Consider the following 22,355-nt stretch of genomic DNA (forward strand, 5'->3'; position numbering starts at 1 on the left):
AGGATTAGATGATTGCCACTATTTTAGCTGCAGCGCCAGCCGGTGCGGCCATGAGTAGCACACCATTTGTAGCGATTTTCACTGTATTTGTGCTCGCTATTTTTGTCGGATATTACGTGGTTTGGGGCGTTACGCCTGCATTACATACACCATTGATGGCGGTAACCAACGCTTTATCAAGTATCGTCATCGTGGGTGCGATGCTACAGACCGTCACGATTGATGGTTCAATGTTTACACCGACCAGTTTGCTTGGTGCCTTCGCGGTATTTTTAGCCAGTATCAATATTTTCGGTGGCTTTGCCGTGACCGAGCGTATGCTTGCGATGTTTAAACCGAAAGTGAAAAAAGCGCCAGTCGCAACCACTGATGCCGGAGGTGATGCATGAACGACTTCTCAGCAATGATTGCGGCAAATGCAGATTGGTTCTATCTAGTCGGCGCTATTCTCTTTGTTTTAACCTTACGTGGTTTGTCTAGTCCAAAGACCGCGATTCGCGGTAACCGTTTTGGTATGGCAGCGATGGCGATTGCCGTTGTAACAACCTTCTTTTTAGCAGAAGGCCCTGTGCTTTGGTTGATTATCGGGGCGATGGTATTGGGTGCCCTCGTTGGTATGTGGAAAGCGAAAACAGTCGCAATGACCCAGATGCCAGAAACGGTTGCTTTGATGCATTCATTCGTCGGTTTAGCAGCGGTTGCAATTGCACTTGCAACGGTATTACACACTGAACAGCAGCATGGTGCTGTTGCTCGTATCGAGCTATTTATCGGTTGCTTCATCGGTGCGATTACCTTTTCAGCCTCGGTCTTTGCCTTTGGTAAATTGGCAGCGAAAAGCTGGGCGAAAACATTGGTTGGCGGCTGGGTAAAACCGGTTCAAGCGCTACTATTCATTGCGATGATTGGGTTTGGTGGGGTGTATTTCGTCACTGATTCATTACCAGCATTTTATGCGATGGCAGTGATTGCGGTTATCTTTGGTTGGATGTGGATTGCGCCAATTGGCGGCGGTGATATGCCAGTAGTTGTATCGCTATTGAACTCATTCTCAGGTTGGGCAGCAGCAGGTATTGGTTTTACGCTTGGCAACTCGATGCTGATTATCGCAGGTTCTCTAGTTGGTTCATCAGGTGCGATTTTGTCTTACATCATGTGTAAAGCCATGAACCGCTCACTACTTAATGTCTTGTTTGGTGGCATGGGTACGTCAGCTGTAGCAGCAGGCGGCGATGATGGAGCACCGAAGAACTACAAAGCGGGCTCAGCAGAGGATGCAGGATTTCTCATGTCTAATGCTAGTAGCGTGGTCATCGTGCCAGGTTACGGTATGGCACAAGGCCGTGCACAGAATGCGGTGAAAGAGCTATATGAACTATTAAAAGAAGAAGGTGTTAACGTTCGCTTTGCTATTCACCCGGTTGCGGGTCGTATGCCAGGCCATATGAACGTCCTATTGGCTGAAGCTGATGTCCCTTATGATGACATTTTAGAAATGGACGAGATTAACTCAGACTTTGCGAGTACAGATGTGGTCTTGGTTATCGGTGCAAACGACGTTGTGAATCCATCTGCGAAAGATGATCCTACTTCTCCAATCTTCGGTATGCCGATTCTAGAAGTCAGCAAAGCGCAGACGGTCATGGTCATCAAGCGTTCAATGAGTACCGGTTATGCAGGTCTGGATAATAGCTTGTTCTACATGGATAAAACCATGATGATCTTTGGCGATGCTAAGAAAATGGTAGAAGAGATGGTACGTACTATCAATGGCGGCGGTCATTAATCTCTAAGCTATGTTTTTAACCATTATTATTTGCAGATAATTTTTTAGATAAAGAAAGTCACTGAGGTGGCTTTTTTTGCGTTAAAGTGGGCGACATTTATGAGCCGACTATAGACTGAGATTATTTCCAATTACGGTCAGTTTTTAATGATAACAATATTAACTGTGCTTTATATACTCACTATACGATTTGCGCTTGATTAATCTTTTAGCCCATGTGAACTGCTTCAACGATAGACAATCACCAATTATAAATACGATGAAATAAGAGAAAGATTTATGAACATGTTACTGCGTTTTTTTATTATGATTAGCTTACTGAAGCAACAGCTCAAGCATCAATCGACGAGCGAAACTATCAGTCTAGAGACATTGACTGCACCGACCGTCCGCCATTATCGAATTTTGCCACATGATATGGGGTTTCGCGATCACTTACCCAATTATCGTTATTTATCATTTATTGAGCTCAACGTCACACGCTGGGTAAAGGCGTGCTGTCACGAAAAAGGCATTAAGTCACTGAATTGGGTGATTGCCATGCAAGAGATGATTTATCTTAAGCAAATTAAATTTTTGGATAAAATGACGCTTAGCAGTGTAGTCGCAGGATGGGATCATAAATATGTGTATTTTGAGCATCGTTTTTTTGTCAAAAACCAGCTGATGGGCGTTGGTATGACCAAGTTTGTTTTTACAGATAGTAAAGGTATGCGCACACCAGAAGTATTAGATATGATGGGCGAGCAATTAACAGACACCATTAACACATGGAATGAGCATCAAGTCGCGGTAAAATCGACTAAGTCAGCCTAAGCTACATCGCAAAACAGGATTGGAACCCAGTATTGGAAAACAACATCATAAAATAACTTGGCTATAATCATTTGCTGAATTTTGGTAGGATAGAGCCCATCAAGTCGTCAGTATTAGGACGATGGCATCGTTTTTAAAATGATGATTCTCAAAACGACTAAAAATAAGGTACCGTTATGACACCACAAAAATTAAAATGGACAGACAGCTTAGATATCGCGATTGAGCTTTATGAAAAATTCCCAGAAACAGATCCACAGTATATTCGCTTTACTGATTTGCATCGCTGGGTAACTGAGCTTGAAGGCTTTGATGATGATCCACAAAAATCAAATGAAGGCATCTTAGAAGCCATTCAAATGAACTGGATTGATGAAGCAGATTAATCGATTCGATCTGCCAGCATTGCCATAAATAGAAAACTAAATAAACAGATAAAAAAGGCCGCATCATGACCTCACAAATTAAAGAGCTACCAGAAGCGATAGCTTGTCGCGGTATCAGCGTTCGTACCACTAACAACGCTGAGATAAGCCATGACACTGCCAAACTTGGTAGATTATGGCAGAAATTTTATCAAAATCACGCGGGTGAACTTCCTGAAGGTGAAGACATTTATGGTGTCTATCACAACTACGAAAGCGATGATCTGGCAGGGGCGTTTGACGTTGTGGCCAGTTGGAAAGTAGCCAGCGAGCAAGATGCACAATCAGAAAGCGACAGTGTGGCCAATGCTAGTAATGTAGTGACGGTTGATATTCCTGCAGGAAAGTACCTGGTATTTTCTGAAGAAGGTTATATGCCTAACACTGTGATGAATGCATGGGAAAGTGCTTGGGAGTATTTCAATGCGCCCGATTGCGAGCATACCCGAACGTTTAATGTAGACTTTGAGCATTATATCGGTGGTAACTTAGAATACGGTCAAGTTGATGTCTATATTGGTATTGAATAAAGCTATTAATTGACTTAAGTAACTTAAGCTGATCAAGCCATTTTTGATAAAATAATGACAAAAAAAGCGCTAACCTAAATCAGGTAGCGCTTTTTTCTTTGAGCGGATGTCATCAATTAGACAGTCGCAATTAATACTACATTCAATCTAGCAACAAATTTTCCAAAATGCCTTCGTAAATCTGGGCAAGCTTTCCTAGATCATCGACTTCTACTTTTTCATCTACTTGATGAATCGTTGCATTACGCACACCCAGTTCGACCACTTGGGCACCAGTTGGTGCGATGAAGCGTCCATCGGAAGTACCACCAGAAGTTGATAATGTGGTATCGACATCGGTTACTTTTTTGATGGCGTTCTGACATGCCGAAACCAGTTTTCCTTCAGGGGTTAAGAACGGCTGACCAGATAATTTCCAATGAATATCGTAGCTCGCTTTACTGTTGGCAAAGTATTTATCAAAGATAGCATGCGTCTTTGCCTTTAGCTCATCTTCAGTCGTTTCAGTTGAGAAACGGAAGTTAAAGACCACGTTTAGCGTTTCAGGAATGACATTGGTTGCGCCTGTACCGCCATTGATATTTGATATTTGCAATGAGGTGGCCGGGAAATAGTCATTGCCATTGTCCCATGCGGTAGACGTCAGTTCAGCAAGGGCAGACATCGCCGCATGAATCGGATTAGATGCCAGATGTGGATAGGCGACATGGCCTTGTTTGCCTGTAACGGTAAGCTCTGCACCTAGCGAGCCACGACGACCGTTTTTGATGATATCGCCTAACGTATCAGTGCTCGAAGGCTCGCCAACGAGACAGTAAGTGATTTTTTCTTGACGCTCTTCTAGGGTCTCGATTACTTTAACCGTACCATTAATTGACGGGCCTTCTTCATCTGAAGTAATTAAAAAAGCAATAGAGCCATTGTGCTCAGGATGATTGGCGACGAAACGTTCAGCTGCAACAGTAAAAGCTGCAATACCAGTTTTCATATCGGCAGCACCGCGTGCCCATAAGTACCCATCAGCGATGGTCGGGGTAAATGGTGGGTAGGTCCAGTTTTTTTCGTCACCTGTTGGTACGACATCAGTATGCCCAGCAAAGCAAATCACTGGATCGGTAGTACCACGTCGTGCCCACAAGTTTTTGACTTCGGCATGTTCACCGCTTTGTTTTCTATCACCAAAATACATAAACTCGCAATCAAAACCTGCCTGCTCTAACCGTGCTGATAACATATCTTGGCAACCATCGTCATCGGGTGTCACTGAAGGGCGCTCTAACAGTGCAATACTTAAGTCTAAGGTTGCTTGCTGATGAGTCGTGTTTTGAGATGCGCTTGATTGGTTATGAGAGTCAGACATGGATAAGCCTTTTGTAGAATAAATTGAAATGGTAAATATAAATAAAGATTAGAGGATAAATGCTAAACGGCTACTTCGACAAAGGGTACAAGACCGTCACGGCGCATCCAAGTAGCGATAGAGTAGCGTTGGCGATGCGCAGTTTGTACTTGATGACGTAAATCACTATCAAAAATAATCAGTCTATTGGCAACGGGCATCACTTCATGATGCGTGCCATGCTTATCAACGACTTCTAGCGCACCGCCGTCGGTTGCTTCCCAATTATCATTGAGATAAAACACTGCCGAGATAACACGTTCATCACGTCCAGCAGGGTTGTCACTGTGCCACTGATAGCCAAAACCAGTCGGATAGCACGCATAATGCGCTTCACTATGGCGAATACCAGCGAATAAACTACGATTAAATAGCGAGGCCAAAGCATTGATGCTTTGTAGATAGTAATAGCCTGCAAAAAAGTCTTCAGTAATCCAGCGTATTCTATCGCCGCGAATATCACTGATGCGAACACCCGCGGTCAGCTCTGCATCACGATAGTCAATAAAACCGCTTTCTGCTTGTAGTGCTAATAAGGCAGTACTATTGAATACATCATCAATAATGAGCCAGCCATCAGTGACAAAGGTATCGAGCTGGTTATCCGTCAGCTTATCTTCCCAGTCCACCGCAAAGTCAGACATCTGCAATACGTGCTGAGTAGGAATTTCTTGGCTATCATTATGAGTATCTGGCAGCAGTAATGGTGGATTATCCTGACCTATCGGATGATCAACGACCAACGCTGTCTTGTTAAGGTTGCTAATAATCTGCGTCATTTCATCTCATTATTATCAATCAGCTGTCAATATACCGTCATTCAATACGTTTTTATTGAAAGCACTTACTAAAACCACATTATCTTTTACTCTGCCTATGCTACCATAGATGCAATTTTTCTTATTTAAACTTTTGAGATTATGAACTATAAACACGCCTACCACGCTGGTAACTTTGCTGATGTGGTTAAACACATTTTATTGGTACAACTGCTTAATCAACTGGGGCAGAAAAACAAACCTTTTTATGTGCTTGACGCTTATGGCGGTCGTGGACTGTATTCACTAAGCAGTGAAGAAGCGCGCAAAACAGGTGAAGCCAAAGGCGGTATTCAAGCTTTTCTAAAAGCAGATACCGAAAAAGCCCCAGCTGCTGTCAAAGATTATATGGAAGGCATTAAGCAGGCCAAATTCACTTACGACAATAAAGTCTACCCTGGTTCGCCATGGTGGGTAGCCCATCACGTCGAAAAAACCGCAGCTAAAAAGCCTGATGCTGGCGTGCGTGCTGAGGCTTTTGAAGCCAAAGCGACTGAATACGATGCGTTGAACTATCAGCTACATAAGTTGCCAATTGGTATTCAGCATCGTGATGCTTTTGAAGGTATCACTGCTGTTATTCCGCCAAAAGAAAAGCGCGGTTTGATTTTCCTTGATCCTCCTTATGAGCAAGAGCACAAAGATTTTACGCGCCTGATCGATTTATTAGTCGCGGCTTATAACAAATGGCCACAGGGTACTTATGCGCTTTGGTTCCCAATCAAAAATATCGAAGCCGTAGAGCTCTTCTATAAAAAGCTCAAACGTACTGAAATGAGACGTCAGCTGGTTTGTGAGCTAAACATTTATCCTAATGATGTTGCAGTTGGTCTGAACGGTACAGGTCTATTGGTTATCAATCCGCCATGGCAGTTTGATAACCATGCACGTGAGATACTACGTTTCCTACAGCCAGTACTAAAAGTAGAAGACGCGCCAAACTTGACGCCTGATAGTGCGACCAATGTGCGCTGGCTCGTCGGCGAATAGCAATAACGGCCAATAAGGATATTAAGATGACGATTCAGCCACCTATCGGCCAACCGAATAGTGCACCTTTGAACAATTCATCGCTAAACGACGGCTCGCTGCAAGATAATGCAGCGACACAGCCACCGTTTATCGATGAGCACGAGTTTAATATCCGCCTAGCGGATAACGATAGCTATGATGGTTTGACATTTGAGGTGATTGAAGCTGAAGTAGCCGAAGGTAAGCGAGTGGTTAGTCGCGGTGTCTATTTGGCGCCCAATCTGATCACTACCTTATCGCTACTGTCAGGCTTTTACTCGATTTTAGCGAGTACCCAAGGCGAGTTCTATAAGGCAGCTTTGGCTATCTTTTTATCCGCTATTCTTGATGGCGCAGATGGACGTGTCGCACGTATGCTCAATGCGCAAAGTCCATTTGGTGAGCAATATGACTCTTTAGCAGATATGCTAGCGTTTGGCGTTGCCCCTGCTATTCTGATTTATAGCTTTGCTTTAGAGCCTTTAGGTCGTATCGGCATTGGCTGTGCGTTTGTCTTTACTGCTTGTGCTGCTTTTCGCCTTGCACGCTTTAATGTTCAGGTCGGTATTGTTGATAAAAAATACTTTGTTGGTTTAGCCAGTCCGCTTGCTGCCATATTGGTGACATCTGCCGTGATGGTTGCAGTCGATCATAACGAGTGGATTGGTCAATACGATACAGCTGTCATGCTATTGTTTGCAGCTTGGGTAGTGACCTGTGGTCTACTGATGGTCAGCAATGTCAAATACTATAGCTTTAAAGAATTTGACAAAAAGAAAGTACCTTTTGTAGTGCTTATCATTGGAGTACTAGTCATGAGCATTGTGCTCTATGATATTCCTGTTGGTATCTTAGCTATCGGTATTATTTATGCACTATCAGGTATCGTGACTACGATTAAAACGAAAGTGAAAAGCTAGACACTGTATTCAGGTTCTACATAAAGGAACTTACCGTCAGGTAAGTTCCTTTTTTTTGTATGCTCTATATATTTCTAGAGTACGTCAGCCACTGTAAACAAGATCAATCTACAAATATAAAAAACAGTATTTAAAGTTTGATAGCGATAACAATAGGTTAGGTAAATAGAGTATCGCTGATAGAAAATAACTGAGATTATTTATAGAGTTTCCTTGTTTTCCATTTAAAATTCCGTATAATGCCACCCAGTCGAAAGGGAAGTGGGATACTGATTTGAACGATATAAATTGTTTGAATTAAATAGAAAATACTTCTTGACTAAATAAATATAGCGTCTATAATACGCACCTCATCAAGACGAGCTGGAAGTAGCTAGTGTGTAGATTACACATTAATAACCCAGTTAACTTGTTGAAACAAATTAAAAAAAGAAGTTGACAGACTATTAAAACATGATATGATGGTCAGCTCGCTAAATAGGATAAGCCACATTGGCTGACTTGTTTAGTTTGAAATACTAGCACTGGACGACAGTGTCAGACATTATTTAAAAGCATAACTAAAGAACAACTTGTGTGGATTTTTGCTGATTCAGAATGCTAAAAAATAAAGTTGACTATCTTTTCTTTTCGGGAAGATTATTAACTATAAAAATTATCATTTAAGACAGCAGAAAAACTCAAAGTTAATTCATTACGAACATAATTTTTAGCGATTTTGCCAGATTAAATGAGCCAAGTTTAGAAGCTTCTTTAAAGAGCTTCATAGCAAGATTAAACTGAAGAGTTTGATCATGGCTCAGATTGAACGCTGGCGGCAGGCTTAACACATGCAAGTCGAGCGGAAACGATGGTAGCTTGCTACCAGGCGTCGAGCGGCGGACGGGTGAGTAATACTTAGGAATCTACCTAGTAGTGGGGGATAGCACGGGGAAACTCGTATTAATACCGCATACGACCTACGGGAGAAAGGGGGCAGTTTACTGCTCTCGCTATTAGATGAGCCTAAGTCGGATTAGCTAGATGGTGGGGTAAAGGCCTACCATGGCGACGATCTGTAGCTGGTCTGAGAGGATGATCAGCCACACCGGGACTGAGACACGGCCCGGACTCCTACGGGAGGCAGCAGTGGGGAATATTGGACAATGGGGGAAACCCTGATCCAGCCATGCCGCGTGTGTGAAGAAGGCCTTTTGGTTGTAAAGCACTTTAAGCAGTGAAGAAGACTCTTCGGTTAATACCCGGAGACGATGACATTAGCTGCAGAATAAGCACCGGCTAACTCTGTGCCAGCAGCCGCGGTAATACAGAGGGTGCAAGCGTTAATCGGAATTACTGGGCGTAAAGCGAGCGTAGGTGGCTTGATAAGTCAGATGTGAAATCCCCGGGCTTAACCTGGGAACTGCATCTGAAACTGTTAGGCTAGAGTAGGTGAGAGGGAAGTAGAATTTCAGGTGTAGCGGTGAAATGCGTAGAGATCTGAAGGAATACCGATGGCGAAGGCAGCTTCCTGGCATCATACTGACACTGAGGCTCGAAAGCGTGGGTAGCAAACAGGATTAGATACCCTGGTAGTCCACGCCGTAAACGATGTCTACTAGTCGTTGGGTCCCTTGAGGACTTAGTGACGCAGCTAACGCAATAAGTAGACCGCCTGGGGAGTACGGCCGCAAGGTTAAAACTCAAATGAATTGACGGGGGCCCGCACAAGCGGTGGAGCATGTGGTTTAATTCGATGCAACGCGAAGAACCTTACCTGGTCTTGACATATCTAGAATCCTGCAGAGATGCGGGAGTGCCTTCGGGAATTAGAATACAGGTGCTGCATGGCTGTCGTCAGCTCGTGTCGTGAGATGTTGGGTTAAGTCCCGCAACGAGCGCAACCCTTGTCCTTAGTTACCAGCGGGTTAAGCCGGGAACTCTAAGGATACTGCCAGTGACAAACTGGAGGAAGGCGGGGACGACGTCAAGTCATCATGGCCCTTACGACCAGGGCTACACACGTGCTACAATGGTAGGTACAGAGGGCAGCTACACAGCGATGTGATGCGAATCTCAAAAAGCCTATCGTAGTCCAGATTGGAGTCTGCAACTCGACTCCATGAAGTAGGAATCGCTAGTAATCGCGGATCAGAATGCCGCGGTGAATACGTTCCCGGGCCTTGTACACACCGCCCGTCACACCATGGGAGTTGATTGCACCAGAAGTGGATAGCTTAACCTTCGGGGAGGCGTTCACCACGGTGTGGTTGATGACTGGGGTGAAGTCGTAACAAGGTAGCCGTAGGGGAACCTGCGGCTGGATCACCTCCTTATAGACGCATTCGGTCAGCAAGAATTCACAACAAGTTGTTCTTTAGTTTAAGCTTACGTTTTTAACAAACGTATTAGGGTCTGTAGCTCAGCTGGTTAGAGCACCGTGTTGATAACGCGGGGGTCGGTGGTTCAAGTCCACCTAGACCCACCATTTTACAATGGGGCCATAGCTCAGTTGGTAGAGCGCCTGCCTTGCACGCAGGAGGTCAACGGTTCGACTCCGTTTGGCTCCACCACTACTAAGACGGTTAAGTAAGCTTTAGATGCCAATAAATAAATAGGTATTAAATAGAAATAAGTGATTGTTAATGATTACTTCTTTCTGTTTTATACAGAATCTGTGACTCGACGAGAGCATAGAGACTATTTAAAAACATAGATATGAGTCTGGGTTAAGAAGAGCGTGTTCACGCGCACTTCTTAACCTTAATAACTCACCTCTTAACGACATCAGTTGTTATCCCAGGGGTGAGTTATTAAAAAAAGTAAAGAGAACTGAATCAAGCGTATAAACATAGGTGATATCGTTATCATAATTAGATTGTATGACACTTAGAAGTCGAAAGACTACTTGGGGTTGTATGGTCAAGTAATGAAGCGCACATGGTGGATGCCTTGGCAGTCAGAGGCGATGAAAGACGTGACAGCCTGCGATAAGCTTCGGGGAGGCGGCAATATCCTGTGATCCGGAGATATCTGAATGGGGAAACCCACTTACCATAAGGTAGGTATCCTAATTTATTAGGAAGCGAACGAGGGGAAGTGAAACATCTAAGTACCCTGAGGAAAAGAAATCAACCGAGATTCCCTTAGTAGTGGCGAGCGAACGGGGACCAGCCCTTGAGTTGATTTGAGAGTAGCGGAACGCTCTGGAAAGTGCGGCCATAGTGGGTGATAGCCCTGTACGCGAAACCTTAGAATCAATCAAATCGAGTAGGACGGGGCACGAGAAACCCTGTCTGAATATGGGGGGACCATCCTCCAAGGCTAAATACTCCTGACTGACCGATAGTGAACCAGTACCGTGAGGGAAAGGCGAAAAGAACCCCGGAGAGGGGAGTGAAATAGAACCTGAAACCGTATGCGTACAAGCAGTGGGAGCCCACTTTGTTGGGTGACTGCGTACCTTTTGTATAATGGGTCAGCGACTTATTTTCAGTGGCGAGCTTAACCGAATAGGGGAGGCGTAGCGAAAGCGAGTCTTAATAGGGCGTTTAGTCGCTGGGAATAGACCCGAAACCGGGCGATCTATCCATGAGCAGGTTGAAGGTTAGGTAACACTGACTGGAGGACCGAACCCACTTCCGTTGAAAAGGCAGGGGATGACTTGTGGATCGGAGTGAAAGGCTAATCAAGCTCGGAGATAGCTGGTTCTCCTCGAAAGCTATTTAGGTAGCGCCTCATGTATCACTCTGGGGGGTAGAGCACTGTTTCGGCTAGGGGGTCATCCCGACTTACCAAACCGATGCAAACTCCGAATACCCAGAAGTGCCGAGCATGGGAGACACACGGCGGGTGCTAACGTCCGTCGTGAAAAGGGAAACAACCCAGACCGTCAGCTAAGGTCCCAAAGTCCTGGTTAAGTGGTAAACGATGTGGGAAGGCTTAGACAGCTAGGAGGTTGGCTTAGAAGCAGCCACCCTTTAAAGAAAGCGTAATAGCTCACTAGTCGAGTCGGCCTGCGCGGAAGATGTAACGGGGCTCAAACCAGGCACCGAAGCTACGGGTATCACCTTTGGTGATGCGGTAGAGGAGCGTTCTGTAAGCCTGTGAAGGTGAGTTGAGAAGCTTGCTGGAGGTATCAGAAGTGCGAATGCTGACATGAGTAACGACAATGCGAGTGAAAAACTCGCACGCCGAAAGACCAAGGGTTCCTGCGCAACGTTAATCGACGCAGGGTGAGTCGGTCCCTAAGGCGAGGCTGAAAGGCGTAGTCGATGGGAAACGGGTTAATATTCCCGTACTTCTAGTTACTGCGATGGGGGGACGGAGAAGGCTAGGCCAGCTTGGCGTTGGTTGTCCAAGTTTAAGGTGGTAGGCTGACTGTTTAGGTAAATCCGGACAGTTAAGGCCGAGAGCTGATGACGATCCCTTCTTTTAGAAGGAGAAGTGGTTGATGCCATGCTTCCAGGAAAAGCCTCTAAGCTTCAGGTAACTAGGAACCGTACCCTAAACCGACACAGGTGGTCGGGTAGAGAATACCAAGGCGCTTGAGAGAACTCTGCTGAAGGAACTAGGCAAAATGGCACCGTAACTTCGGGAGAAGGTGCGCCGGTGAGGGTGAAGGGTTTACCCCGTAAGCTCATGCCGGTCGAAGATACCAGGCCGCTGCGACTGTTTATCAAAAACACAGGGCTATGCTAAATTGAAAGATGACGTATATGGCCTGACACCTGCCCGGTGCTGGAAGGTTAAGTGGAGGGTTTAGCTTCGGCGAAGATCTAAAATGAAGCCCCAGTAAACGGCGGCCGTAACTATAACGGTCCTAAGGTAGCGAAATTCCTTGTCGGGTAAGTTCCGACCTGCACGAATGGTGCAACGATCTGGACACTGTCTCAGCCATGAGCTCGGTGAAATTGTAGTATCGGTGAAGATGCCGATTACCCGCTGTGGGACGAAAAGACCCCGTGCACCTTTACTATAGCTTAGTATTGGTTTTGGATAAGTAATGTGTAGGATAGGTGGGAGACTTTGAAGCGGCGTCGCTAGGCGTTGTGGAGTCATTGTTGAAATACCACCCTTTGCTTGTCTAGAGTCTAACCTTCAATGAAGGGACAGTGCTTGGTGGGTAGTTTGACTGGGGTGGTCGCCTCCAAAAGAGTAACGGAGGCTTCTAAAGGTTCCCTCAGCACGCTTGGTAACCGTGCGTAGAGTGCAATGGCATAAGGGAGCTTGACTGAGAGACCTACAAGTCGATCAGGTACGAAAGTAGAGCATAGTGATCCGGTGGTTCCGTATGGAAGGGCCATCGCTCAAAGGATAAAAGGTACGCCGGGGATAACAGGCTGATCTCCCCCAAGAGCTCATATCGACGGGGGGGTTTGGCACCTCGATGTCGGCTCGTCACATCCTGGGGCTGGAGAAGGTCCCAAGGGTTGGGCTGTTCGCCCATTAAAGTGGCACGCGAGCTGGGTTCAGAACGTCGTGAGACAGTTCGGTCTCTATCTACAGTGGGCGTTAGAAATTTGAGTGGATCTGACTCTAGTACGAGAGGACCGAGTTGGACTAACCTCTGGTGTATCTGTTGTTCCGCCAGGAGCATTGCAGAGTAGCTACGTTGGGAAGGGATAAGCGCTGAAAGCATATAAGCGCGAAACCCACCACAAGATGAGATTTCTTTAAAGAGCCGTTCAAGACTAGGACGTTGATAGGCAGGGTGTGGAAGCGCAGCGATGCGTGTAGCTAACCTGTACTAATTGCTCGTTTGGCTTGACCATACAACACCCAAGTGGTTTGTATACAAGTCTAATTAATCTATCTTGTATAGCTCAGGCTATAGAATAAAGAAAGAATATTTCGATATCACCTTTAACCTTGATTCAGTTAGGTTACAAGTTGATCGACAACAAGCTCAAACTTGATGTCAATAAAAACAATAACAGACTCATATCTAACCCCCTTTGCTGACGACAATAGCGCGATGGCCCCACCTGATCCCTTCCCGAACTCAGAAGTGAAACATCGTAGCGCCAATGGTAGTGTGGTTCGCCCATGTGAGAGTAGGTCATCGTCAGCTCTCTATTCTGAATATCCCCCGACTAGTTACCTAGCCGGGGGATTTTCTTTGCGTCTATATTTTATTCCCGGTTACCTAAGCAGAAAATCCTATTTAAAGGTGAGCAAGGAATAACGACTGTCTCCCAGACAGTCGTCAGCAGCGCAAGATGAAAGGCTATGCCTGTAGATAGCTCTTGCGCTGCCTAGCAAAGCAATGTTTTGCTTTAACGGCGCTCTTCTCGTTCGTCAGCTCTCTATTCTAAATAAAGCCCTCTTCGCTAACGCGAAGAGGGCTTTTCTTTATCTAACATTAAAAATTATTTTGCCAATACTATAACGTATATGCGAACCTTACTACTGACAGAATCACAGATGCTTTCATTGCGTATGTACTATTTTAAAGCGAAACCCGTGCCCTAAGACAAAAGAAATATCTATCATCAGGCAAGACTATGCTATTCAATCTAACCAAATGTATTAGATTTATACCTAGCCAGTAGAGTTTATAAGCGATAAACGACGCCAAAATATCCGCTTCTACCCTTTTAGTATGATAAAGGAGAGAGCCGTGAGGTATTAGCATTGATATTGGGATAAGTACCCTTTACTGCGAGTGATGCGGTATCTTAATTATTGAGCGGAGTGATGTTTTTATCTTAAGCAGGGTTCTGTTGATAGAGGTGGAGACTTTATATCTAGCATATGAATTTGATTAGTTATCTGTTCATAATACCTTGATTGATTGGCTTTATAAAAATCTTTATATTGAATAGAGGTCTATACCAAGGATGAATCTTGTAGTTTACTTAATCGTATACTATCTAACGAGCGTAAGCCGGTCGAAGGCTTAATTATTTTCTAACGAATCTATAATGGAAGAGCTATAGTGATAGTAAATCTATAGGCCATAGTAGTTTCTAAAATGAGCGTAAACCCATTCTAGAAACTACTTACTTACTGACTGCTAACTATTAACTGTCTGTTGTATTACTTAAAATTTATCTTGGAGTTCTTTATTCTTCTTTGAATTCTGGCACACCTTTTTCCCAGACATCCCAGTTGTCAACGATGTGATCGATAGTTTTTGATCCTACTAGCACGATATTTTCTACTGTTTCTGCAAAGCCACCAGCTGTTTCTCCTGGCGCTGGATCTAGATGTTGAAGCGTAGTCTCATTTGGATTACCTTGGTCAAAATTCACTGCACCACGTAAGCTCATTATGCGTTCAATACCTACTGTTCTGTTAAGTACTTGTGCTATTGCAGCGGCTTCCATTTCAGTGATAATGTAATCATCTGCATTATATAGTTCAGCTATATATTGCGCTTGTTTTGACAGTCCTGGACCATGAAAAAAGGTATCTCCTGTCATATGAGTGCCTACGGTTATAGCTGGGCTCCGTCGTGCTGCTGCATCAGGATATTTCATTCGATAGGCGCTGGCTTCTTTTGAATCTTTTAAAGCAACTGATTGGCTTAGATGTAAATTCCATTTTAGTAGTTCAGAGTTAAGTTGATAGCGGCGAATATCTTCATAGCCTTTGCGGGGAGTAAACGTAGGTGCACCTTTTTCACCTTCTTCAGCTTTCCAGCGGTGACCTAAGTCGTAATCTACGAGCCAAGATGCCCAGCTGACATCACCTATCGTGCCTTTACTCGGTGGTGTTCCTGCGACACCGCTTAGAACGAAGTAGCTTTTGCTAAAGTCAAATTTAGGAGAAAGTGTGATTGCTTGCATGGATGCTGAAGATCCTACTTTACCCATCCCTAATACCGAACCACAGACACCTTCGGAGTTACAATAAACTGGGCTATGAGCGCCTTCTACTTTTATAGGCTTACTATCTGTAAAATATTGATTATACCAATGCTGAAATTCGCCTGCTTTATCTCCACTATTTTCACCAATTTCAAACATCGCTGCGATAAATACCTTTACTTGGATTTTATCTTGATGAGTTTCAGCTTGTGCACTATTGCAAAACATGAATATCATGGTAAAAATAGATAAATGAAAAAAATGTTTTTTTATAAACATATGGAACGCCTATTCAAAGTATTTGAGTCTGGATTTATAATTTAATTAGCAATAACTAAAAAACTTGCTAAAACTAAATAAATGCTTATATATATTCAACATAGAATAGCATGATCTGTAGATAGGCTGGAGCATTCGGCCAGTGTAGAGGGTAGGTCAAAAGGTTTTGGTTGGAACAGAGTTTCCCTTTTTACTGATTTTATTTAACTATTTACGCCGTGCAGTTATATTTTTCGATAAAGCGTTTCGGGTATAGAATTATTTATGCATTACCAAATCTAAATGTTATTTGACTATATCTCAAACAGTAAAGTATTTGTCAGAAAGTAACGTATATATTGAAATGAGGCTATAACATTCTTTTTAATAACCGACACACTTTAAAAGAAAGTTTGCCAACCACCCAACACACTTAAATTAGTGTTAAGCTTAATGAAAAGGTGTTGTAAATGCTTGACAAAAAATTGACTATGACCTTGATTTTTCTTACGTTAGTATTTTTGGCTATCGGAATAAAAACTGTAGATAGCATTGGCTACGGAAGTATGCTTAACTCTTTGAGTATAGGCTTTGTAGTCAGTTCTATATTTTATTTTCTTGTAGTATATATGCCTGAATATAAACGCAGGAGTTTAGTTCGTAAACACCTTGAAGGCCAATACATACAGTTCAAAATGTCATGTATTAGTACATTTCTAATACTTAGTGACTCTCAAGAATATCCTAATAAAGAAGAACTTCTTAATCTATCTGAATTTCGTCGTTATTTTAAAATGAAAAATACACGGGGAGAAAGTCGCTGGGGTGCTGTAGCTAACTCTCTTGAGGAGAGTGACTACTATCTTAAAGAGATCATATACTATCTTCAAATCTTAAATGAAGAAATAAAATATACACGCAATGTTGTCAACGTGAATGATCCCGAAGTAGTTAACTTTCTTAATAATCTTTCACAGATCATTATGAGAATGGAGTTAACAGAAGGAGAATACGAGGATGTAAAGTCACTCTGTAAATTTCTTTGGTCAGTTTTTACAGGATGGGACTTGGCTAAAGGTTATAGCGAAACAGATATAATAAAAGATATTATAGAGCGTGCTAAATAAAAAACAAAAAATATTCAAAAAAGAGAACCCTATGACAACCTCAAAAGTAACCTACCAAGGCAATTTACGCACCCAAGCCATTCACCTACAGTCGAATAATCAAATCATCACTGATGCGCCGACAGACAATCATGGTAAGGGCGAAGCGTTTTCACCGACTGATTTACTAGCGACCAGTTTGGGTAGTTGTATCTTAACAATTATTGGTATCAAAGCCGAAGCGATGGACATCGATATCTCAGGTACGACCGCAGAAGTTACCAAAGTCATGGTGGCGAAACCAAGACGTGTAAGTGAAATACACGTTGTGGTTAATTTTTCAAAAGCATTGGATGAGAGTACCTTAAAACGGTTTTATAAAACCGCGTTGACCTGTCCAGTAGGCAATAGCTTGGATCCTGCCATTACTCAAAATCTAGTGTTTAACAATGGCACAGACGCCTAATATGTCTACTAAGACGTTACTCATCGTCGCTCATACGCCATCGCCCAATACTCAGAAATTGGCGCAGGCAGCTTATGACGGTGCCAATCATCCTGATATAGATATCACTGTCATTTTGAAATCACCGCAGGACACACAGCCTGAGGATGTATTGACTGCTGATGCCTTGCTATTAGGTACGACCGAAAATCTAGCGTATATGGCAGGGCTGACCAAGGATTTTTTTGATCGTTGCTATTATCCAGTATTAGAAGAGAAGCAAGGTATGCCGTTTGCGGTATATATACGGGCAGGGCATGATGGTACAGGTACCAAGCTTGCGCTCAAAACGATTATAACGGGGCTACGCTGGTCATGGACTCAAGAGGCGCTGATACTACAGGGTGATTGGCAAGATAGCTTTGCTGAGCAAGTAGAAGAGCTTGCTATGACGTTGGCTGCTGGGGTAGAGGCAGGTATTTACTAGTAGTCAATTGTTTAGCGGGCATTAGGTCAGTCATAGACAGTGCTTGTTCATCTACTGCTATCAATACTGAGAGCATAATAGACGGTCTGGGAGGATAGTGATGCATGACCATAATCCGGATAGTGATAATCCAAATAATAAAGTAGATATTTCTGCATTGCCGTTTTCTCAAGCGTGTGAGAATAATAAACAGTCTATCTTAGAAGTGCTTCAAACTGAGCTGCAAGGCTTTAATCATGTGCTAGAGGTTGGCTCTGGGACAGGTCAGCATAGTGTTTACTTTGCCCCTAATCTGCCGGAGATACAGTGGCAAACTAGCGATGTCACTGGTAATCATCGCCATATAATCGCTTGGCACAATGCGTATCCTGCACCTAATTTATATTTGCCATTAGCGTTTGATTTGGCGCATGACTCAGTACCTGTTAGTAGTCATTTAGATAGTGGTCATTTAAATAGCAGTCATGTAGCCAAACCTTACGATGTGATATTTACGGCCAATACCTTGCATATTATTAGCTGGGCTTTGGTAGAGCGATTATTTGCATTGGCTGGTGAGGCACTACCTGTTGACGGTAAGCTGATTATATATGGCCCATTTAATGAGCATGGCAAATATACTAGTGAAGGTAATCAGCGATTTGATGCGATGTTGAGAGCAGGTAATCCTGACAGCGGCATTCGCGATAAAGAAGATGTCGTTAGTTTAGCAAACGCTCATTATCTACAACTTTTAAAAACGTATGCGATGCCTGCTAATAATCAACTATTGGTATTTCAGAAGCGCTAATTTTTTAAAGCGTCAGCAAAAACTAAATAAATAAAAAGACACCTTAATGGATCATTATTAGATCATAATTAAGGTGTCTTTTTGTTTGGGCTTGTTTATATTATTACTTATTCAACTTGTGCTGTTAGGTTATTTATATTCTTCTGCTAAAAAATCCAAGTAGCGTTTCCAAGAGCGTTCATCGGCGCGGGCATCATATCTATCGCTGCCAAATACGCTAAAGGCATGTGGCGCTCCACTATAAGTGACCATCTCGTGAGGTACTTTGGCTGCTTCTAATGTCTTGCCCAAAGTCGCAAAGCTCTCTAGCGAGACAGATTGGTCAGCAGAGCCATGGAAGACTAGGATTTCTCCCGTAGTGTTGTCATAGCTTTGACCAGTTGGAATATCAAAGGCACCGTGGAAGGGTACAAAGGCTTTTTGCTCAAAGCCTGAGCGTGCTAGCTCTAACGCGACCGTACCACCGAAACAATAGCCCATAGTCGTGCCTTTACGCACATCATTGCCTTGTAGTTGTCCTGCCGTTAATGCCCCTGCCAATATGCGACGCATTTTATTACGATCATCATATAGCTCCCCAGTTAGGCGTTTGTTTTCTTCGATAGAAGTGGGGCGAATGCCTTGTCCAAACATATCGGCCGCTAATACGTTGTAGCCTTCAGCCGCTAACATGTCAGCACGTTTGCGCTCATAGTCAGTTAGACCATCCCAATCATGAATCAATAAGATAAAAGGTGCATTAGCTTTGTCCGCCTTGGCGTAATAGCCTTCGTACGCTTTATCATCGACCGTGTAGGTCACGTTTTTGGTTGTGATAGCAGCAGCCGTTTGACTGAACGTTAATGCCATTAGACCCATTGACGCGCTTACTAGCAATGAGTGATAAGGTTTTTTAGTTGGGGAGCTTAGAGTTGGTAACATGGTAGGTAGCCTTATAGTTATATAAAATAGTCGCATCATCAAATCCCTACAAATCCGCTACATTATCATCCTCGCTAACCATACTAAGGTATAGCTTGTGCTCGGTTCTCTTGTAACGAAATCATTTGAATTCAACGATATAAAGAAGATAAATATAAGGCTAAAACCCTGCCAATTTATTTATCAATAGTCTTTGGTACTTCATAAAAAGCATACCTTAAAGAATAACTACATTACAAGATTCTATTGTTAACGTTTATGCGCCTTTAAGACCATCTAAAGTAGTCGCTTTATAGCATCTATAAACGTTAACTAAATATCAACAAGGTTTACTATATACGCAACTATATTTGACTTATTTTTTGGGTAGTATAAGTCCTAAGCCTATTATTCCTTTACGAATTTTAGTGCGGTATCAATTTAACGCTCGGCAATGCTGAAAACACAGATAAACAAATGACAGATGAAGTCACCATTATCTCAAAGGATATCGAACCTGTGTAGGCACTCTTTTAATGATTTAAAAGAGCACTCTCAATCTATTAGCTAGGACTTTTTATGAATAATAATATCGATCATACGGACCCCGCCAAAGACATGAATACTGAACGTGGCAATGGTGGTGAAACCCATCAGCGTGCAGGCGACGACACTAAGGTATTGACCACGCAACAAGGTGTGGCCATCGCTGATAACCAAAACTCTTTAAAAGCAGGTTCACGTGGACCGACGCTGTTAGAGGATTTTGTATTACGTGAAAAAATCAATCATTTTGACCATGAGCGCATCCCTGAGCGTATCGTCCATGCTCGTGGTAGCGCAGCACATGGTTATTTTGAGCTGACAGAGTCACTAGAAGAATATACGACTGCCAAAGTATTGACCGAAACGGGTAAGCAAACGCCACTATTTACACGTTTCTCAACGGTAGCGGGTAATAAAGGCTCAAAAGACACGCCGCGTGATGTGCGCGGTTTTGCTGTGAAAATGTATACGGAAGAAGGTAACTGGGACATTGTTGGTAACAACATGCCAATCTTCTTTATCCAAGACGCGATGAAGTTTCCAGATTTGATTCATGCGGTAAAACCAGAACCAGATCGCGGTTTCCCGCAAGCGGCATCTGCTCATGATACGTTTTGGGATTTTGTCTCGTTAAGTCCTGAAACCATGCACAATCTGATTTGGTTGATGAGTGATCGCGGTCTACCACGTAGCCTACGCATGATGGAAGGTTTTGGTATTCATAGCTATCGCTTAATCAACAAAGACGGTAAGAGTACCTTTGTACGTTTCCATTGGAAGCCAGTATTGGGCGTACAGTCAACCACATGGGATGAGGCAGTGAAAATCTCAGGTGCTGATCCTGATTACCATCGCCGCGACTTGTTTGAGTCGATCAACAATGGTGACTATCCTGAGTGGGAGTTTGGCGTGCAGTTATTTACTGAAGAAGAAGCCAACGAATTCCCATTTGATCATCTCGATGCGACAAAACTGATTCCAGAGGAATTGGTACCAGTGAAAGTTGTGGGTAAGATGGTATTGAACCGCTATCCAGATAACTTCTTTGCAGAGACTGAGCAGGTAGCATTCTGCCCATCGCATCTGCCACCGGGTGTTGATTTTAGTAATGACCCATTATTGCAAGGTCGTTTGTTCAGTTATCTAGACACCCAGCTATCACGTCTAGGCTCGCCAAATTTTGCCCAGATTCCTATCAATGCACCAAAATGCCCGTTTGCCAACAATCAGCAAGATGGTCATATGCAAATGCAAGTGCCTAAGACACGTGTACTCTATGAACCACAAAGCCTAGATCCAACTCGTCCTCGTGAAAGCGCTAAACGTGGTTTCAACTCATTCCATGAGCAACTAGATGATGGCGTAAAAGGACGCGTACGTGACGAGAGCTTTGCAGATCATTATAGCCAGCCACGTATGTTCTATCGCAGTCAAACAGCAACTGAGCAAGCACATATCGCAACCGCTTATGCGTTTGAGCTAGGTAAAGTAGACACAGCCCATGTACGTACGCGTATGCTTAGCCATTTGATCCATATCGATGAAGACTTGGCCAATCGAGTAGCAACGGCACTGGGTATGGAACTACCAGAGCCAGCTGATGCAGCTGCACCCGTGCAAGACTTGGGAACTTCTAAAGCGGTACAAACTATTGGCCTAACGCCTGATAGCCTAAAAGGTCGTATGATCGGTATCTTAGTTGCAGAAGGTTCTAATAGTAGTGAAGTTAAAAAGTTCGAAGATGCTGCTAAGGCGCAAGGTGCTAGTGTCAAGATTGTAGCGCCTAATAAAGAAGTCGTATTGGATGATGGTACACGCATACAAGCTGATGAGCGCCTTGCTGGTGGTCCGTCAGTGATGTTTGATGCCGTCGTTAGTATCATCATGCCTGACCAAGCTAAAAAGCTCGCAAAAGACAGCTCAGCGTTAGATTGGTTCAACGATGCGTACAACCATTGCAAAGCCATCGCCTATTGTGGTGCGACTGATGAATTTATCCTAAGTAAACTGCCAGTTGAAAAAGATGAATTTGTCACGCCATTGGCTGAGCTAGACGCCTTTATTAACAATGCTAAGTCTCGTCTATGGGAACGTGAGCCAAAGGTTCGTGATCTTGCCTAGTCGATAAGCAGGTAATTTACAAACTATCTAAATGCTAAATGTTTACTTAAACCCAGCCTAAGCGCTGGGTTTTTGCTTTTTATTGGTAAGGTGAGAATTGCCACGTATAAAACTATATATACAGGTTCTAATCGTTATTTGTTAATGGTATTAGCTTCATCGTCTCTCTATGCCATGTTACTTCTGTATATAGTCACAAGCGTT

General features: G+C 43.4%; 16 protein-coding genes, 2 tRNA genes and 3 rRNA genes. 17 read left to right on the forward strand and 4 right to left on the reverse strand.

Going from position 1 to position 22,355, the window contains the following annotated elements:
* The first annotated feature begins 50 nt into the window (after positions 1–50).
* From IEE84_RS03085 to IEE84_RS03105, 5 genes are all read left to right on the forward strand, one after another.
* Positions 51–389 (forward strand): proton-translocating transhydrogenase family protein, encoded by a 339-nt coding sequence (locus tag IEE84_RS03085; protein WP_197707696.1) that lies wholly within the window; start codon positions 51–53, stop codon positions 387–389.
* Complete coding sequence (locus IEE84_RS03090) at positions 386–1,786, forward strand: NAD(P)(+) transhydrogenase (Re/Si-specific) subunit beta (protein WP_101204835.1); 1,401 nt, start codon at positions 386–388, stop codon at positions 1,784–1,786. The genes IEE84_RS03085 and IEE84_RS03090 overlap by 4 nt, the downstream gene beginning before the upstream one ends.
* A gap of 279 nt (positions 1,787–2,065) precedes the next feature.
* Positions 2,066–2,602 (forward strand): acyl-CoA thioesterase, encoded by a 537-nt coding sequence (locus IEE84_RS03095; protein ID WP_191114813.1) that lies wholly within the window; start codon positions 2,066–2,068, stop codon positions 2,600–2,602.
* A gap of 176 nt (positions 2,603–2,778) precedes the next feature.
* Positions 2,779–2,988: a Fe-S cluster assembly protein IscX gene (iscX, locus tag IEE84_RS03100; RefSeq protein ID WP_021812734.1), complete on the forward strand. Its 210-nt coding sequence runs from the start codon at positions 2,779–2,781 to the stop codon at positions 2,986–2,988.
* Between the two features lie 65 nt (positions 2,989–3,053).
* On the forward strand, positions 3,054–3,557 hold the full coding sequence (locus IEE84_RS03105) for a GyrI-like domain-containing protein (protein ID WP_191114814.1): 504 nt from the start codon (positions 3,054–3,056) through the stop codon (positions 3,555–3,557).
* Positions 3,558–3,699: 142 nt separating this feature from the next.
* Here IEE84_RS03105 and dapE read toward each other — a convergent pair whose 3' ends face one another.
* Positions 3,700–4,917 carry a succinyl-diaminopimelate desuccinylase gene (gene dapE / locus IEE84_RS03110; protein WP_191114815.1) on the reverse strand — a complete coding sequence of 406 codons (1,218 nt, stop codon included), beginning with the start codon at positions 4,915–4,917 and terminating at the stop codon, positions 3,700–3,702.
* Between the two features lie 62 nt (positions 4,918–4,979).
* Entirely contained in the window at positions 4,980–5,735 is a 756-nt protein-coding gene (locus tag IEE84_RS03115) for a 2OG-Fe(II) oxygenase (RefSeq protein WP_191114816.1), read from the reverse strand.
* A gap of 141 nt (positions 5,736–5,876) precedes the next feature.
* On the opposite strand from IEE84_RS03115, the gene IEE84_RS03120 reads away from it, so the two are divergent.
* The 7 genes from IEE84_RS03120 to rrf all read left to right on the forward strand — a co-directional run bounded on the left by IEE84_RS03120 (position 5,877) and on the right by rrf (position 13,757).
* Positions 5,877–6,764 carry a 23S rRNA (adenine(2030)-N(6))-methyltransferase RlmJ gene (locus tag IEE84_RS03120; protein WP_057758888.1) on the forward strand — a complete coding sequence of 296 codons (888 nt, stop codon included), beginning with the start codon at positions 5,877–5,879 and terminating at the stop codon, positions 6,762–6,764.
* A gap of 26 nt (positions 6,765–6,790) precedes the next feature.
* The gene (pssA, locus tag IEE84_RS03125) at positions 6,791–7,705 is read left to right on the forward strand and encodes a CDP-diacylglycerol--serine O-phosphatidyltransferase (protein WP_224737870.1); all 915 of its coding nucleotides are present in this window, start codon (positions 6,791–6,793) and stop codon (positions 7,703–7,705) included.
* 776 nt (positions 7,706–8,481) lie between these two features.
* Positions 8,482–10,020: ribosomal RNA gene (locus IEE84_RS03130) — 16S ribosomal RNA — on the forward strand.
* 75 nt (positions 10,021–10,095) lie between these two features.
* A tRNA-Ile gene (locus IEE84_RS03135) sits at positions 10,096–10,172 on the forward strand.
* Between the two features lie 9 nt (positions 10,173–10,181).
* Positions 10,182–10,257 (forward strand) — tRNA-Ala (locus IEE84_RS03140).
* Positions 10,258–10,604: 347 nt separating this feature from the next.
* A 23S ribosomal RNA gene (locus IEE84_RS03145) occupies positions 10,605–13,458 on the forward strand.
* 185 nt (positions 13,459–13,643) lie between these two features.
* Positions 13,644–13,757: ribosomal RNA gene (gene rrf, locus IEE84_RS03150) — 5S ribosomal RNA — on the forward strand.
* Together the 16S, 23S and 5S rRNA genes with 2 tRNA genes alongside form the textbook arrangement of a ribosomal RNA operon.
* 994 nt (positions 13,758–14,751) lie before the next feature.
* Here the strand turns inward: rrf and IEE84_RS03155 are convergent.
* Positions 14,752–15,777, reverse strand: a complete 1,026-nt coding sequence (locus IEE84_RS03155) for a purine-nucleoside phosphorylase (protein WP_224737872.1) — start codon at positions 15,775–15,777, stop codon at positions 14,752–14,754.
* A 449-nt stretch (positions 15,778–16,226) separates the two neighbouring features.
* Here IEE84_RS03155 and IEE84_RS03160 point away from each other — a divergent pair, with 449 nt between their 5' ends.
* From IEE84_RS03160 to IEE84_RS03175, 4 genes are all read left to right on the forward strand, one after another.
* A complete protein-coding gene (locus IEE84_RS03160; protein ID WP_191114817.1) occupies positions 16,227–16,883 on the forward strand; it encodes a hypothetical protein in 657 nt (218 codons plus the stop codon).
* A gap of 31 nt (positions 16,884–16,914) precedes the next feature.
* Positions 16,915–17,328, forward strand: coding sequence for an OsmC family protein (locus IEE84_RS03165; RefSeq protein WP_191114818.1), 414 nt, complete (start codon positions 16,915–16,917; stop codon positions 17,326–17,328).
* 1 nt (position 17,329) lies between these two features.
* On the forward strand, positions 17,330–17,794 hold the full coding sequence (locus IEE84_RS03170) for a flavodoxin family protein (RefSeq protein WP_191114819.1): 465 nt from the start codon (positions 17,330–17,332) through the stop codon (positions 17,792–17,794).
* A 100-nt stretch (positions 17,795–17,894) separates the two neighbouring features.
* Positions 17,895–18,584 carry a DUF938 domain-containing protein gene (locus tag IEE84_RS03175; RefSeq protein ID WP_191114820.1) on the forward strand — a complete coding sequence of 230 codons (690 nt, stop codon included), beginning with the start codon at positions 17,895–17,897 and terminating at the stop codon, positions 18,582–18,584.
* Positions 18,585–18,713: 129 nt separating this feature from the next.
* Here IEE84_RS03175 and IEE84_RS03180 read toward each other — a convergent pair whose 3' ends face one another.
* Entirely contained in the window at positions 18,714–19,505 is a 792-nt protein-coding gene (locus tag IEE84_RS03180; protein ID WP_191114821.1) for a dienelactone hydrolase family protein, read from the reverse strand.
* Positions 19,506–20,063: 558 nt separating this feature from the next.
* Here IEE84_RS03180 and IEE84_RS03185 point away from each other — a divergent pair.
* Entirely contained in the window at positions 20,064–22,151 is a 2,088-nt protein-coding gene (locus IEE84_RS03185; protein WP_191114822.1) for a catalase, read from the forward strand.
* The last annotated feature ends 204 nt before the right edge of the window (positions 22,152–22,355 follow it).

This window comes from Psychrobacter sp. 28M-43 (assembly GCF_014770435.1).
Lineage (GTDB): Bacteria > Pseudomonadota > Gammaproteobacteria > Pseudomonadales > Moraxellaceae > Psychrobacter.

Excerpts from the sequence above, each read along its gene's own strand:
- IEE84_RS03085 (WP_197707696.1), top strand. The coding sequence starts at position 51 with ATGAGTAGCACACCATTTGTAGCGATTTTCACTGTATTTGTGCTCGCT.
- IEE84_RS03090 (WP_101204835.1), top strand. The coding sequence starts at position 386 with ATGAACGACTTCTCAGCAATGATTGCGGCAAATGCAGATTGGTTCTAT.
- IEE84_RS03095 (WP_191114813.1), top strand. The coding sequence starts at position 2,066 with ATGAACATGTTACTGCGTTTTTTTATTATGATTAGCTTACTGAAGCAA.
- iscX (WP_021812734.1), top strand. The coding sequence starts at position 2,779 with ATGACACCACAAAAATTAAAATGGACAGACAGCTTAGATATCGCGATT.
- IEE84_RS03105 (WP_191114814.1), top strand. The coding sequence starts at position 3,054 with ATGACCTCACAAATTAAAGAGCTACCAGAAGCGATAGCTTGTCGCGGT.
- dapE (WP_191114815.1), bottom strand. The coding sequence starts at position 4,917 with ATGTCTGACTCTCATAACCAATCAAGCGCATCTCAAAACACGACTCAT.
- IEE84_RS03115 (WP_191114816.1), bottom strand. The coding sequence starts at position 5,735 with ATGACGCAGATTATTAGCAACCTTAACAAGACAGCGTTGGTCGTTGAT.
- IEE84_RS03120 (WP_057758888.1), top strand. The coding sequence starts at position 5,877 with ATGAACTATAAACACGCCTACCACGCTGGTAACTTTGCTGATGTGGTT.
- pssA (WP_224737870.1), top strand. The coding sequence starts at position 6,791 with ATGACGATTCAGCCACCTATCGGCCAACCGAATAGTGCACCTTTGAAC.
- IEE84_RS03155 (WP_224737872.1), bottom strand. The coding sequence starts at position 15,777 with ATGTTTATAAAAAAACATTTTTTTCATTTATCTATTTTTACCATGATA.
- IEE84_RS03160 (WP_191114817.1), top strand. The coding sequence starts at position 16,227 with ATGCTTGACAAAAAATTGACTATGACCTTGATTTTTCTTACGTTAGTA.
- IEE84_RS03165 (WP_191114818.1), top strand. The coding sequence starts at position 16,915 with ATGACAACCTCAAAAGTAACCTACCAAGGCAATTTACGCACCCAAGCC.
- IEE84_RS03170 (WP_191114819.1), top strand. The coding sequence starts at position 17,330 with ATGTCTACTAAGACGTTACTCATCGTCGCTCATACGCCATCGCCCAAT.
- IEE84_RS03175 (WP_191114820.1), top strand. The coding sequence starts at position 17,895 with ATGCATGACCATAATCCGGATAGTGATAATCCAAATAATAAAGTAGAT.
- IEE84_RS03180 (WP_191114821.1), bottom strand. The coding sequence starts at position 19,505 with ATGTTACCAACTCTAAGCTCCCCAACTAAAAAACCTTATCACTCATTG.
- IEE84_RS03185 (WP_191114822.1), top strand. The coding sequence starts at position 20,064 with ATGAATAATAATATCGATCATACGGACCCCGCCAAAGACATGAATACT.